Source organism: Pandoraea iniqua (assembly GCF_902459685.1).
Taxonomy (GTDB): domain Bacteria; phylum Pseudomonadota; class Gammaproteobacteria; order Burkholderiales; family Burkholderiaceae; genus Pandoraea; species Pandoraea iniqua.
Genome location: NZ_CABPSF010000002.1, coordinates 650,208 through 664,235, shown reverse-complemented (window position 1 = coordinate 664,235; position 14,028 = coordinate 650,208). Strand labels below are relative to the sequence as shown.

Below are 14,028 nucleotides of genomic sequence, written 5' to 3'. Positions count from 1 at the left end.
CAGTATGGCCCCGCCAATCGATTTCATTTATTCTTTGAAATCACGTTAATGATTTGCAAATCAAATCAATGAAAGGCACCGGGCGATGATGAATATTCGGCATCTGGAGTACTTTGCGGTGCTAGCTGAGGAGTTGCATTTCCGGCGCAGCGCCGAGCGGCTTGGGATCACGCAGGCGCCGCTGAGTCTGGCGATTCAGGCGCTTGAAGAATCGTTGGGAGCGCGTCTGTTTCACCGCACCCGGCGCTCGGTCTCGCTGACCGAGGCGGGTATTGCGCTGGCGGCACAGGCACCAGCGATCCTCGCGCATATCGAGCACGCGCGTGAATCGGTGTGGCAGACGGTGAGCGGTGAGGTGGGACGGTTGCGCGTGGGGTTCACGAACGCGTCGTCGCTGTCGCCCGTGTTTCCGCAATTGATTCACGCCTACCGCAAGCAACGGCCGAAGGTGCAGGTTCAGTTGCACGAGTTGCCGTCGTCGCGACAGCTCGATGCATTGGAAGCGCGCGAAATCGATGTCGCGTTATTGCGCCTCGATGCGCAGCAACCGGCGCCGTCGTCGTTGGTACTGACGCCGTTGGTCGTCGAGCCGCTGGTGTTGGCGATGCATGCCGGACATCCGTTGGCGAAGGCGGCCAAGGTGCGGATTGCCGATTTGCGCGACGAGGCGTTCATCGCGTATCCGCGCTCGGCGGGTGTGGTGATGTTCGCGCAGATTCATGCGCTGTGCGCCAAACGCGGGTTCGAGCCGAAGATCGTGCAGGAGGCGCAGCAGGCCTCGACACTGATTGGGCTCACGGCAACCGGGCTTGGCGTCACCATCGTGCCCGCGTCGCTGAACGCCATCGCGGTACCCGGTGTCGTGTTTCGCGACTTCGCAGATACGGACACGACGACAACGCTGTACATCGGCCACCGCTACGGCGACGCAAACTCACGGGTGAAATTGTTCGTGGAACTGGCGGGGACGTTGCGGGAACAAGACGGCGGCGGCGGGCCGGCGACGAGTGGGAAGAAGGCGCCCGCGAGGAAGCGCAAGGTGGGTGGGTGACACTTGATGACCAGTCCTTAGCTGGGTGCCGTTAGCGTCGCCAATAAATACACACAATTACACATTTTCATTGAAAATCTCTGGTTTTTGTGTATATTTACACACTCGAACACCGGAGATACCGATGAACTCATCGAAACTGATCCGGATGCTCGATGAGGACGGCTGGAAGTTGGTTCGTATTACCGGCAGCCACCACCACTTCAAACACCCGACGAAGCCGCTCCTTGTGACGGTGCCTCACCCGAAAAAGGATCTGCCAGTCGGTACTGTAAGAAGCATCCTGAAAACCGCCGGCCTGTGAGGCCGGTGGTTTTTTCGATAGCGCGATCTGACAAAAATTGTGGGAGTGCACACATGGAATTTCCCATCGCAATTCATAAGGACGAAGGGAGCACCTACGGTGTTACCGTGCCCGACGTGCCGGGCTGCTTCTCTTGGGGCGACACCATAGATGAAGCCATCCGAAATGCCAAAGAGGCGATCAGTGGTCACATTGAAACGCTGATAGCACAGGGCGAAGAAGTCTCATTGACTTGCTCGGCCATTGAAGATCTGGCAAAACAGGAAGCGTTCGCCGATGCGATCTGGGCGTTCGCCGATGTCGACATCAGCAAGCTCGACAGCAAGCCAGAACGTATCAATGTGAGCTTTCCGCGCTTCGTCCTGCACAAGATCGATGCCTATGTTGCGAAACGCCACGAAACACGAAGTGGCTTTCTTGCACGTGTTGCCATGGCGGCGATCGTGCATGAGGCGTAGCTCCGATTAGATCGGGACTACGCGCGAAACAACCTATCCCGGAGAACGAACATGCCTCAAATCAACGATATGAAACCCTCCAATTCAAATACTCATATCGAGGTCTCTAATGTTTTCGTTTTTCGAGGAATACGTTAAGCATTCCGCGCTCAACTTTGGTCAGGCGGCGCATGGATTTCGGTTCTTGCTGACCCACCCGGATGCCGACTCGCTCGCGCGTCCCGGAACCGTGAGGCACGCGGTAGCAGCACTGCCAATTCGTGCCAAGCGAATCGCGAATGATCTGTTCTTCGCCGTGATTCCCCCGCATTGGCATCACACCGATCGGGAACTGAAATCGCTTCACGGTTATTCCGTAAAGCAATGGTTTGACGCCGGCTACGGCCCATACCGATTTGCCAAAACCGGTGAATATCTGCCTGCGCATGAGATAACGCGCGAACCTCGCTGGGACCCGCGTTGCAAGGAATAAATAGCGAGGCATTGTCCAGCCACTCATACTTCGCGTCCGAGGAAGCATGAGTGGTCAATTACTTCAAGACAGCATCGGCATCAAGGCAAAGATCGAGGTGAATAACACCTGTGACATGGGCACAACAGGTGATTGAAATTGGTGCGCCTACGGCATAAATTTTAGCCACGGGGGATTCTTCTTTAATCAAGAAAATTGTCCTGGGAGCGTGCCTATGAATGCCACGGCGCTTGCAAACCGTACCTGCCCTGTCCCCTTAAAACCGCTGCTCTTCGCCATTCCGCTTTGCACGCTCGGCACCGCCCATGCCGCTTGCGATAACCTGAACCCATCCAGCAATACCACGGTCACCTGCACGGGCAGCGGCGGCGCGGTCCTCGCGCAAAGCGGCAGCACCAACGTCACCGTCAACGTCACGCCGGGAAGCACCGTTTCCCTGATTCGTGGCACCCCGAATCTCGCGATCATCACTGTCGACACCGCCAGCACGATTTCCAACGCCGGCGCGCTTAGCCTGTCCGGCTCCTCGTCGACGGGACGTGGCGCCGCGATGCTGGGCCAGAACAACGGCAACACCCTCGTCAATACGTCGACCGGCACCATTACGACCAGTGGTGCCAATAACGACGCCATGGCGCTGAACGGCAACAACGGGTCGATCACGAACAACGGAACGATCACGCTCTCGGGCCCCAACAGCTATGGCATGACAGCGTCGTGGGGCCAGTCGTCGTCGCTCGGGCAATTCACGACGTTCCTGAACACAGGGACCATCACCGCCACCGGCTCGGGCAGCCGCGCAATGAGTTCGACCGGCGGGCAGAGCACGCTGACCAATACCGGCACGCTGATCACCACCGGCGGCACGCCCTCCAGCCGGTCGTTCACCGTCTTCATGCAAGGCAACAACATCACGTTCACCAACAGCGGCTATGTCGAGGCTCGAGGTATCAGCAGCGACGCCGTAGTGTCGAATACCGGCGCGGGTTTCACCGGCACCATCGTCAATCAGGCGGGCGGACAGATCATCAGCCAGCAGGGTTACGGCGTGCGCACCGTAAATGGCACGATCTCGATCACCAATGCCGGCCTGATTCAGAGCAACGTCGGGACCGCCATTTTCATGAACCCCGCGGCCCGCTCGAACACATTGACGTTGCAAACCGGCTCGCAGATCGTCGGCACCGCAGACGGTGGCGCGAGCGCCGTGAGCACGCTGGTGTTGCAAGGCACGGGAACGGCCAGTAATCCGTTCATCAATTTCGGCACTCTGCTCGCGCAAGGCGACAACTGGACGTGGAGCGGCAGCGGCAATTTCAACAACGCCCAACTGCAAAGCGGCATCTTCAACCTGACCGGTACGTTGGGCGGCGCGACGACGACGGTTGCGGCCGGCGCCACCCTGACGGGTACCGGCACGCTGACCGGCAACGTGACGAATCTGGGCACTGTTCATCCCGGCGATGGCGCGGGCAACGGCACGCTGACCATTGCCGGCAACTACACCGGTCAAGGCGGCAAGCTCCTCGTCGACTCGGTGCTTGGCAACGACAGTTCACGCGTTGCCCCACTCACGGTGAGTGGGGGCACGATCGGCGGCAGCACGACCGTTGCCATCAACAATCTCGGCGGCCTCGGCGCGCTCACCACCGGCAATGGCATTCCCGTCGTGCAGGCCGTCGGCGGCACCACGTCGTCAGGCTCGGCGTTTTCATTGGGTGCGCCGGTCAGCGCGGGTGCCTACACGTACTTCCTTTACAAAGGCGGCACCACTGCCAACAGCGCCAACAGTTGGTATTTGCGCTCGACTGTCCCGACGTCTGAGGAAGTCGTCGTGACCGTGATCGATCCCGTCACCGGAGAACCGGAAACCGAAGTAGTCCCACCCCCGACAGCAGCCGTCGGCACCCCGCCGACTGCGACGCTCCATCCGGGTGACGACCCTCTGCCCATCTATCGAATCGAAGTCCCCGTCTACTCGATGATGCCGGAGCTGGGCCGAACCGCAGGCTTCGCCCAGTTGGCGACATTCCACGAACGGCAGGGCCAGCAGGGATTGCTCGACGAGCGTGGGTGGCTGACCGATGGCTGGGCCCGGGTCTGGGGGCAAACCGAGCAGCTGCGCGCGAAAGGCGACGTGACGCCCCAGTTCGACGGCAATATCGGCGGCATACAGATCGGACACGACCTCTTTGCCGGACGCAGCGACACCGGCCATGCCGATCACGTCGGCGTGCTCGGCGGATGGACCCGCGCATCGGGCGACGTTCAGGGGCTGGCGCTAGGCATGCCCGACACCCACGCGGGCACATTGGCGTTGGACATGTACAGCGCGGGTCTTTACTGGACGCACGTGATGCCGGGCGGTGCGTATACCGACGCCGTGGTACTCGCGTCCGCGATGCAATTTCAATCGAAGCCGATCAGCGGACTCAACCAGAACGTTCACGGCAAAGGGCTCGCGGCCTCTCTCGAAACCGGATGGCCGATTGCGCTGACCGAAACGCTGGCGCTCGAACCGCAGGCGCAAATCGTCTGGCAGCGTCAGGCGATCGACGATTTCAACGATGGGATTTCGAGCGTTGGATTCAACAATGTGAATAGCTGGCTGGCGCGCATCGGGGCACGGCTCGAGGCAAATTACGACGGTGCGCGGGGTCTGCTGCGGCCGTATTTGTTATTCAATCTGCTGCACGCATTCGGCAACGACGGCCGCGTTCTCTTTGGCGGCACGACGCCGGTCGTGACGAGCGCCAACAGCACAGCGGCGCAATTCGGGATCGGCGTGGCAGGCCGCTTCAACAAAGCCGCCAGCGTCTACGCCACCCTCGCGTACCTGACGCAACTCGACGCGACGAGACAGCAGTCGGTGTCTGCCACGCTTGGTCTGCGCTGGACGTGGTGAGGCAAAGGGTGAACATGCAGAAATCAATACCCTGCCGTGATGTCCTCCATCTTCCAGCGCTTGTCAAAATACGCCTCGGTCGGCCCATAAAGACGGAAATAGGCAAACCAATGCTTACCGGCCACGGTTTGCACCCAATTGCTTTCCTCTCCCGGCGGCGGGTTGGGGCCAAAGTAAAGATCCACCGAGCCGTCGGCATTTTTCCGTAGATTCTCGCGGCTGGAGACATCCGATTTTTGCTTGGAATTCTCCACAAAGCGGCGCGTGTCAGTGTCGTAGACGGTCAGTGACCAGAACTGCTTCGCTGGCGGATTCGCGGCGACACGCAACTTGTAGTTCTTGCCGCCATCGAGCCAGGCATCGTTCTTGTCGGTGTACGCGCCGAGATAAGCCTGTCCCAGCCCCGGTGTGGAGGAGATCATGCCCTTGGTGTCTGACAACGCCTCATAGAACCACGCCGTGCGCTCAAGCAACTGATCGTAGTTGGCCACGCGTTGCGACGGGTCCTTGATGAACAACGCATATTCCCAGCGCCGGTCCGGCCAATGATTTACGTTCTCAAATCGCTTCGCATAGGTATTCGTCTGCGCCAACAGCTTGCCTGCCGTGGCGCCTTGCTCCAGCGCCTTGCGTTGACGCTCGTCGGGATTGAAAGGCTTGCCCTTCTCGATCCCGAGGTTTGCCAGCATCGCCATGTAAAAGCGATCGCGCTCGTTCACCGGCTCGCGCTGGATGATCTCGTGCAAGCGCTGCCAGTAGGCCATGCCATCTGGCTGGGTGCCCGACCAGTCGCGGCCGTCTGGCGAAACAAGACGCATATTGGGTGGGGACTGGCGATCACGGTACGAATACACTTTGATCTTGCTGACGATAGCTTTTGCTTTCGCCGGGTCGGGCTCGAGTACCCGGAAGCCAAGCAACACGTTGTTCGTCTGCGACTGTGCGACGTAATACCCTTTCGCGTCCGCAGGGGCTTTCACACCCGGTGGCAGGATCAGATATTTGCCGCCTCGGCCTTTATCTGGCCCGGTCTGTCCCAAATCGATCAGAGACCGTTGCCAGAAGTCACCTACCCCACCGGCTGTCTGGCCGGCCGGCATATCGATGACCAATGGTCCGGATTTGTCCAGCTCGGAAAATCCGAGAATGTACGGTGTTGTCGCATTGGCCGTGAGAATGCCTAGCTTGTCTTTCCATGTGGTGTAGACCACCAGGTCATTCGGTTTTGCACCGAGTTTTTCGTAGGACTCTTTCTGCCATTGGGCATAAGCCACAAGCGGCAGCGCCCAAAGGTAGGCTTGCGTCGCCTGTTGAAAATCCAGCTCTGCGAACAACCCCGGGACGGCGCTGCGCGCGGGCAGCGTTCCGTCCATCTGGACGTTGCCGAACGGTAGCGCCTCGGCTGCGCCATGCACTTGCGTGCCGACCACGCTAAAAGCGAATGCCGCAAGTACAGTCATTGATTTCGGTGCTTTGAACATGTCCGCCCCAAAAAAGAAGTGTCACTTGGTGGGTTGCAGATCACCCGGCTTCCAGGTCTTGTCAAAGAACGCCTGAGTCGGCCCGTACAAACGCAAGATGACGAAGTAGCCCTTTCCCGGCAGGGTCTTCAGCCAGTTCTTGCCGGTGCCCGGTGCACTCGGGCCGAAATAGATATCAGTACTGCCGTCGGCGTTCTGTGCGGGCTTATCCATCGTGTTGATCGAGGGGAAGGCCTGACCGTTATCGACGCCCGATGCTGTGATCGAATCGTAGATCGTGACGGACCAGAACAACGCGGCCGGCACGTCCTTGGGCAGACTCAGCTTGTAAGCCTTGCCGCCGGACAGAAACGCACCCTTCGCATCGACAAAGGTCGCGGGATACTTCGCGCCGACGTTGACCATCTCAACCGCCATGCCGGGGCTGGTGGAGTAGGCATTGGTAAAGAAACCCGTGCGGGCATCGATGTAGTTGAATGTTGGTGCGGTAAACGTGGCGTTGCCCGGGAAAACGTTGAGCCAGCGGCGATCCGGATACCAGGTGCCGTTCTCCACGATCGCCTGGGGCTCGTAGGAAATGGCGTGCCCCATCTTGGCGGCAGTTTTGGCGGCTTTGTCCAACAGGCTGCGCGTATGGGCGTCCGGTTTGAAAGGTTTGCCCTTTTCAATGCCGATGGCGGCAAGCATGCCGCGCATTTCCATATCAGCCGGATCGGCGTATTCGTTCTCGAAGAACTGCGCGAGCAGGTCGAACGCGCTTCCGTCCGTGGGATACAACATGTTGACCGGCACGCCTGAAGCGTTCGGGAACTGCATTGGCTTCGCTTCGGCCTGTTTGCCCAATGGATAAATGCGCGTCTGCTCCATCACCTTGACGGGCTCGTCGAGTTGGGACGGATCTTTGAAGAAACCGCGCCAGAAAACGAATACGCCATAAGTGCGCGACCGCAGCACGAAATATCCCTGTGGGATCTCGCCCTTGTAATCTGGCGGCAGCACCAGATATTTTCCACCTTGCCCCTTGTCAGGACCGGGTAGGCCGACGTCGCCGCACCAGACACGCCCGTCGATCGGTCCCTCAGAACAAATCGGGCGCTGAAAGAAGTCGTCCAGAATCCCTTGTAGGCCCTTGGGCACTTCGATGACCATCGGGCCGTCCGCCTTGAGGTCGAGATACCCCATCGCGTATATAACGTCCGAGTTCGGTGTGGTTACCAGCGTTTTAGCATTCAGCCGGTCTTTCCAGATGGGCAACACGTTGTAGCCCTTGCCGAACGTCTTTTCCGAACCGCGCTGCATACCCAACATGTTGAGTGCCGGCAGTGCCCAGAGGTAGGCCTGCACGCCGCGCTGAAAGGTGAGTTCATCCTTGAGTTGCGCAATCCCCTGCGCTGTCGGATATCCGCCATTGAATGGCAGATTGGCGAGTGCGTCGAAGCGCGAATCCGGCCCGGCCGCAAAAGCGGGAGATGTGGCCACTACTGTCAACGCAGCAAACACGGCAGTTGCTAGAAAGCGCATGAGTACCCCCTTGAAGATACGGGGCGCCGCTCGCACCCGGTAGTATTCAAATCATTGATTTGCGCCCAGGTGCTAAGCCTCCGAAGGAGGTGTGTTCAGACAATCTCGGTTATATATTTTAAAAAAACAGTAATTAAAATTATTTTTATAATTAAAATTACTCGCCAAGAAAAAACCAAAGCACATTAAAACAATATGCCCGACCAAATAATTAATCAGATCGGGAAAATAATCAATATTGACGGCTGCTCTAAGCGCGGCTTTTCCTCCATAAAACCCAGTGAAAGCAAGCCACACAGATCGATTGCTAATACCGAATCACCCACGCCTATCGTCCAGCCTGACGCCCCAGTGCATCAGACACCAGCGCCATGCAGGCACCCCGCCACCGGTGACGATGACGAAGGTTTTCAACTATGAGATTTGCGCGCGAAAGCGGGGACCGATAAGACTGACACGGCGGGCGATATCCTGCAGGCGCAGAAGCCGCTGAAAGTCTTATGGCGGAAAGCAGCAGGAGTCGAACCTACCTGGGAACGGCTGACGCCCCCAACCGGGTTTGAAGCCCGGCCGCATCACCGGATACGGATGCCTTCCTTCGTGTAACGAAATGACGGTGTAACGATATCGAGCCGCGCTCGATAAAAACGCCACGCGAAACCTCGCGTGGCGTTTTTGCTATGCCGTGCCCCAAACCACGCCGGGACGCCGCACATGCGTATCGCCAACGCGGCGAGTATAGCCCGCGCGGTCGAAGAACTCCAGAATCTGCACGGCCCGCTTGCGCCCTAAACCCGTCGCATCGCGGAACCCGCCAGCTTCGATCCGGCCGTCGCCCTGCGCTACCAATTCGGCCAGCGCCTGCACGCAGGCATCGTCGTAGAACAAGTCCTTGACGATCTGATGCACCCGCCCCTGCCGCGCCAATTTGCGCAGTACCGCGCGCACCTTCTCTTCCGGCGCACTCACGTCACGCCCCAGATCTCTCACCCACGGCGGGTCGAATCGGCCCTGCGCAATGCGCGGCAACAACGCCTCTGCCAGCGTCGTCTCTTCTGCACTCATTTCCACGCGGTGCGTCGGTAAATGCAACCACGCGCCCGTACGTGTCAACGAACCGTCCGCCACCAGCGCCTGTACGATCGCGCGCCAACGCGTCGCCTCCAGCGCCGGCCACGTCATCCGCCCAAGACGCGCCGCATCAAGCCCCGGCTCGTCGGCCAAGCGAGCATGGTAGTCGCGCAGCACGTCGAGCACGCGCGTGCGCATCGCCTCCCACGGCTGCGGCGCAAACGCCAACGACTCGCCGTCTGCCGCCGCAAGAACCACGGCTTCCGACGGCCATTGCCACGTCGCCGACGACAACCCCGTCAGCGCCGTCATCTGTGCACTCGTCAGCCCCTGCGGCGACTGCGCCAGCAACCCTGAGAGCCCTTCTCCATCCAGCGTTCTCGCCATGGCATCGAGCCACGCCAGCCGCGCCGCCGAACGACGCTTTCGCTCCGGCCCCGCCGGATCGAGCACGCGACCACCACCCACGGTCGCCGTCGCCTGCGGATTTCGCACGATGAACCGGTCGCCCGGCATGGTGCACACCGGCGCGTCGAATACCAGTTGCACACGCATCGTGCCGCCCGGCGCAAGCGTGTCGCCATCGAGCAGCACCGTGCGCGCCTGCACGTGGGTCGTGCCCAGATGCACATGCAGCGGAAACCATTGCGTCAGCGGTGCATTGCCGTCGAGCCAATGCAACTCGACGTCCACATGCGTGGAAGGCGCCGAGAGTCCCGGCGCGACGATCCAGTCGCCACGGCCGAGTTGGTCGCGTTCCACACCCGCCAGATTCAACGCGCAACGCTCGCCTGCCCGGCCAGCTTCGACGGCACGGTTCTGCGCATGAATACTGCGCACGCGCACCGGCAAGCCTTGTGGCATCACCGTCAACGTATCGCCCACGCGCACGGTGCCGGCAAACGCGGTGCCGGTGACCACCGTGCCATGACCCGCCAGCGTGAATACCCGGTCGACGGCCAGACGAAACAACGCATCGTCACGGCGCGCCGCATTGCCCGCCGCCTTCAATGCCTGCGCCGCGTGCGTCAATTGATCGCGCAACACCGCGACGCCCGCATCGCCCTGCGTGGTTGCCGACACCGGCACGATCTCTGCGCCGGCCAATGGCGTATTCGCAAGCCACTGCGTGATCTCGCGTTTGACCCTGCCCAAACGTGGAATATCGACCCGATCCGCCTTCGACAGCGCCACCACGCCCTGACGCACGCCCAACATCGTGAGAATCGCCAGATGCTCGCGCGTCTGCGGCATAACGCCGTCGTCCGCCGCAATGACCAGCAACGCGAAATCGATGCCGACCGCGCCCGCCGCCATCGTATGAATCAACTTCTCGTGGCCCGGGACATCGATGAAACCGAGGACTTCACCATCGGGCAACGGCGTATAGGCATAGCCCAGTTCGATGGAAATGCCCCGTGCCTTTTCTTCTTTCAGACGATCGGTGTCAACGCCGGTCAGGGCGCGTACCAGACTCGTCTTGCCGTGGTCGATATGACCCGCCGTGCCGACGATCATGCGCGCAGCTCCGCGAATTGCAGCGTCAGGCATGCCTCGTCGCTCGCCTCAAGGCAGCGAAGATCGAGCCATAACGTCTGGTCGGAAATGCGTCCGATGACCGGATACGGCAGCCCGCGCAACGCCGCTTCGAGCTTGGCCAACGCGCGTCCGCTGCCGCGCTTGCCACCGCCTGCGGGCGCAATCGCCAGTCCATAGCTCGGCAGTTGTTCAACAGGCAACGCACCGCTGCCGATCTGGCTCACCATCGGTGCGGCGGCAACGGTATAGGCTTCGCCCAGCGACTGCGCCAGCACAGGCGCGAGTCGCTCCGCCTGCGCCGCCATTTCGGCGCGCGTACGCGTGAGCAAACGCAGCGTCGTCAAACGCTCGGGCAGATGTTCAGGATCACGATACAGACGTAGCACCGGCTCAAGCGCCGCCAGCGTGAGCTTGCCCACGCGCAACGCCCGCTTGAGCGGGTGCTTCTTAATTTTGGCGATAAGGTCCTTGCGCCCCACGATCATGCCGGCCTGCGGGCCGCCAAGCAGCTTGTCGCCCGAGAACGTCACAAGATCGGCACCGGCGGCAATGGTCTCTTGCACGGTGGTTTCGTGTGGCAGGCCCCATCGCTCGAGCGGCGTCAGCGTGCCGCTGCCCAGATCCACTGCGACCGGAATGCCATGCGGTTTCGCAATGGCAGCGACTTCCGCCACGTCCACACTCTTGGTGAAACCCGTCACTTCGTAGTTGCTGCAATGCACCTTCATCAGCAGCGCCGTCTTCTCGCCGATGGCATTGCGATAATCCGCCGCGTGCGTGCGATTGGTCGTGCCAATTTCAACGAGCTTGGCACCCGCGTGCGTCATGATGTCCGGAATGCGGAACGCGCCGCCAATCTCCACCAGCTCGCCGCGCGACACGACCACTTCGCGCCGCTTGGCCAGCGTCGCCAACATCAGCAAGACCGCCGCCGCATTGTTGTTGACCACGGTGGCCGCTTCGCCGCCTGTGAGTTCACAAAGCAGCGGCGAGATCAGATCATCGCGATCGCCGCGTCCGCCCGTCGCCAGATCGAACTCAAGATTGGCAGGCGACGTCAGCGCCTGCATGACTGCATCGACCGCCGCTTCGGGCAGTAACGCGCGGCCAAGATTGGTGTGCAGCACCGTCCCCGTCAGGTTGAACACCGGACGCAATGTCGCATGATTGCGCGCAACCAATGTTCGCGTCACACGCGCGGCAAAGGCTTCGGGCGCCAACGCGTCGCGCGACAGCGTGCCAGCCAGCGCTTCGCTGCGGCAAGCGTCCAGATCGGCACGCAGCGTCGCGGTGACCTGCGTGCGTCCGAAGTCGGCAAGCGCCGCCTGAAAGTCGGGCATGCCCAACAACCGGTCGAGCGACGGCAACTCTGCCGCGCCTACCGGCGCAAGATCGTCCGCGGCCATGTCGTTACTCCTCGGCGTTTTGCCAGAGCAACGGATTGCCGTTGGCGCGTGCGTAGCCCGCTTCGCCCATCAATACGTCGAGCGCGAGGCTCGCCAGATCGTCGGCAACCGGTTCCACGAACGGGTCTTTGTCCTGATAGAAAATCTTGCGGTAGCTGTGACAGTCGTCGCACGACTCGGCACGGCTCGGCGACGACGCCACGCGCTTGGCGGCTTCGTCGAGCTTGGGCCGGCCGGCTTCCGTCAGCTCGGGGGCCCGGGCCGCGTCGGCCACGTCGTCGGCTGCCTGCGCAGGATGCGCTGCCTGCGCGAAGAGATCGGCCTTGGCACTGGCTTCGCCCTGCTTGTCGACCACGTGATACGCCACGTGCTCGCTCGCTTCGCAATGCGTGCATTTCACGCGCACCATGTGCCATTCGGTCGAACACAGGCCACACGCGAGATAGCGATAGCCTTCGTGGGCGCCGCCGATACGCACCACGCTTGCCACTGGCAGCGTGCCGCACACGGGGCAGATATTCGGTACGTCGAGCATCGGTACTTCACCGGCATCGAACGTGCTCGCCACGCCTGTCCACAGCACTTGCAGCGCCGCCATCAGGAACGGTGCGCTCGCGGCGTCCACGCCCTTGCCATGCCCGGCCAGCAGCGACTGTGCGGCCGTATCCAGCGTGGCGGCGTCGGCGCTGCGAATACGATCGAGCACGCCGCGCACCGCCGGCGGCAAGTCGGCCTGTGCCGCCACGGCATCGAGCAACGGCGTGAGCAATGGCTTCCAGCGGCCGACTTCATAGCCGCTATTGGCCGGCACGAGCGGCATGCAATGCTGCTGCGCCTGCGCAATCGATTCCGCGGACGGACGCTCCGCCACGAAGTTCTCGATCTCGCTGCGCTGAGCATCGACCAGTGCGGCCATTAGCCGCAGGTAGTCGCCCAGCGGATGCCCCTCGGCAAGCTGACGCAAACGCGCCGCACGCGCCGAAAAAATCTCGGCGCGTTGCGGCATACGAAGACGGGGGATGGCGGTGCGATCGAGGGACTCGATCTGTCCGGGTTGAAGGATGCGTTGCAAGGTGGCTGGCCTCGTAGGAGCGTCCAGCCACCGGGGCCGGACTTACTTGTTGAGCTGCTTGTACCAGGCGCGATGGTGTTTCCACGCCCAGCCGCGTGTCACGGTGCCACGTGTCATGGCACCCACGGACCCTTTGATCCAGATCGCCGCGTAGATGTGCGTAATGATGCCGCAAATCAACACGAATGCACACACCGCGTGCACGTCGGAGGCGAGTCGAATGACCCAGATCGGGAAGTAGAACGCGAAGTACGCGCGCCAGATCACGATCCCCGATGCGAGCAGTCCGAGCATGCACAGCACCATCACGTAGAAGAGCAGCTTCTGCCCGGCGTTATAACGCCCGACTTCCGGCAGATTCTCCTCGCGATTGTTCAGCACATCGCCGATCTTCATCATCCACTCGCGGTCGCGCGACTCGAACTTGTTGTAGCGGGCAAGCCGCAGTGCGAGCCACACAAAACCGGCAAACATCACCAGTCCGACGAAGGGATGCAGAATCCGCGTCCACGGCCCGCCACCGAACAGGTTGGTGAGCCAGAACATCGACGGATGGAACAGCGCCAGCCCGGACAGCGCGAGCAGGATGAACGTCCCCGCGACAATCCAGTGGTTGATGCGCTCTGCCGCGTTGTAACGCTGAATCAGATCGTCCTTCGGATGCTGCTGATGCCCCGTGTAGGACGGATATCCTTCATGGTCCGGCTGCCCCGGACGGACCTCACGTTCGCTAGGTTCTTGCGACATC

At 61.0% G+C, this 14,028-nt stretch carries 11 protein-coding genes and 1 tRNA gene; 5 read left to right on the top strand and 7 right to left on the bottom strand.

Annotated elements, in window-relative coordinates:
* The first annotated feature begins 85 nt into the window (after window positions 1-85).
* From PIN31009_RS08670 to PIN31009_RS08650, 5 genes are all read left to right on the top strand, one after another.
* Window positions 86-1,051 carry a LysR family transcriptional regulator gene (locus PIN31009_RS08670; protein ID WP_150789952.1) on the top strand — a complete coding sequence of 322 codons (966 nt, stop codon included), beginning with the start codon at window positions 86-88 and terminating at the stop codon, window positions 1,049-1,051.
* A gap of 124 nt (window positions 1,052-1,175) precedes the next feature.
* Entirely contained in the window at window positions 1,176-1,355 is a 180-nt protein-coding gene (locus PIN31009_RS08665; protein ID WP_087723176.1) for a type II toxin-antitoxin system HicA family toxin, read from the top strand.
* Between the two features lie 53 nt (window positions 1,356-1,408).
* Window positions 1,409-1,813, top strand: a complete 405-nt coding sequence (locus tag PIN31009_RS08660; protein ID WP_087723178.1) for a type II toxin-antitoxin system HicB family antitoxin — start codon at window positions 1,409-1,411, stop codon at window positions 1,811-1,813.
* A 109-nt stretch (window positions 1,814-1,922) separates the two neighbouring features.
* Window positions 1,923-2,285: a hypothetical protein gene (locus PIN31009_RS08655; protein ID WP_150789951.1), complete on the top strand. Its 363-nt coding sequence runs from the start codon at window positions 1,923-1,925 to the stop codon at window positions 2,283-2,285.
* Window positions 2,286-2,499: 214 nt separating this feature from the next.
* Window positions 2,500-5,190, top strand: a complete 2,691-nt coding sequence (locus tag PIN31009_RS08650; RefSeq protein ID WP_150789950.1) for an autotransporter family protein — start codon at window positions 2,500-2,502, stop codon at window positions 5,188-5,190.
* Between the two features lie 23 nt (window positions 5,191-5,213).
* On the opposite strand, the gene PIN31009_RS08645 is transcribed toward PIN31009_RS08650, so the two are convergent.
* The 7 genes from PIN31009_RS08645 to PIN31009_RS08610 all read right to left on the bottom strand — a co-directional run bounded on the left by PIN31009_RS08645 (window position 5,214) and on the right by PIN31009_RS08610 (window position 14,027).
* Window positions 5,214-6,671: a DUF1254 domain-containing protein gene (locus PIN31009_RS08645; protein WP_217426773.1), complete on the bottom strand. Its 1,458-nt coding sequence runs from the start codon at window positions 6,669-6,671 to the stop codon at window positions 5,214-5,216.
* 21 nt (window positions 6,672-6,692) lie between these two features.
* Complete coding sequence (locus tag PIN31009_RS08640; protein ID WP_150789949.1) at window positions 6,693-8,192, bottom strand: DUF1254 domain-containing protein; 1,500 nt, start codon at window positions 8,190-8,192, stop codon at window positions 6,693-6,695.
* A 501-nt stretch (window positions 8,193-8,693) separates the two neighbouring features.
* A tRNA-Sec gene (locus PIN31009_RS08630) sits at window positions 8,694-8,789 on the bottom strand.
* 81 nt (window positions 8,790-8,870) lie between these two features.
* On the bottom strand, window positions 8,871-10,781 hold the full coding sequence (selB, locus tag PIN31009_RS08625) for a selenocysteine-specific translation elongation factor (RefSeq protein WP_150790270.1): 1,911 nt from the start codon (window positions 10,779-10,781) through the stop codon (window positions 8,871-8,873).
* Window positions 10,778-12,208, bottom strand: a complete 1,431-nt coding sequence (gene selA, locus PIN31009_RS08620) for an L-seryl-tRNA(Sec) selenium transferase (protein ID WP_150789948.1) — start codon at window positions 12,206-12,208, stop codon at window positions 10,778-10,780. The genes selB and selA overlap by 4 nt, the downstream gene beginning before the upstream one ends.
* Window positions 12,209-12,212: 4 nt before the next feature.
* A complete protein-coding gene (gene fdhE / locus PIN31009_RS08615) occupies window positions 12,213-13,271 on the bottom strand; it encodes a formate dehydrogenase accessory protein FdhE (protein ID WP_150790269.1) in 1,059 nt (352 codons plus the stop codon).
* Between the two features lie 51 nt (window positions 13,272-13,322).
* The gene (locus PIN31009_RS08610; protein ID WP_246185567.1) at window positions 13,323-14,027 is read right to left on the bottom strand and encodes a formate dehydrogenase subunit gamma; all 705 of its coding nucleotides are present in this window, start codon (window positions 14,025-14,027) and stop codon (window positions 13,323-13,325) included.
* Between the last annotated feature and the right edge of the window lies 1 nt (window position 14,028).

Bases quoted from the DNA above. Each gene is read 5' to 3' on its own strand.
- PIN31009_RS08670 (WP_150789952.1), top strand. From the start codon at position 86: ATGATGAATATTCGGCATCTGGAGTACTTTGCGGTGCTAGCTGAGGAG.
- PIN31009_RS08665 (WP_087723176.1), top strand. From the start codon at position 1,176: ATGAACTCATCGAAACTGATCCGGATGCTCGATGAGGACGGCTGGAAG.
- PIN31009_RS08660 (WP_087723178.1), top strand. From the start codon at position 1,409: ATGGAATTTCCCATCGCAATTCATAAGGACGAAGGGAGCACCTACGGT.
- PIN31009_RS08655 (WP_150789951.1), top strand. From the start codon at position 1,923: ATGTTTTCGTTTTTCGAGGAATACGTTAAGCATTCCGCGCTCAACTTT.
- PIN31009_RS08650 (WP_150789950.1), top strand. From the start codon at position 2,500: ATGAATGCCACGGCGCTTGCAAACCGTACCTGCCCTGTCCCCTTAAAA.
- PIN31009_RS08645 (WP_217426773.1), bottom strand. From the start codon at position 6,671: ATGTTCAAAGCACCGAAATCAATGACTGTACTTGCGGCATTCGCTTTT.
- PIN31009_RS08640 (WP_150789949.1), bottom strand. From the start codon at position 8,192: ATGCGCTTTCTAGCAACTGCCGTGTTTGCTGCGTTGACAGTAGTGGCC.
- selB (WP_150790270.1), bottom strand. From the start codon at position 10,781: ATGATCGTCGGCACGGCGGGTCATATCGACCACGGCAAGACGAGTCTG.
- selA (WP_150789948.1), bottom strand. From the start codon at position 12,208: ATGGCCGCGGACGATCTTGCGCCGGTAGGCGCGGCAGAGTTGCCGTCG.
- PIN31009_RS08610 (WP_246185567.1), bottom strand. From the start codon at position 14,027: ATGTCGCAAGAACCTAGCGAACGTGAGGTCCGTCCGGGGCAGCCGGAC.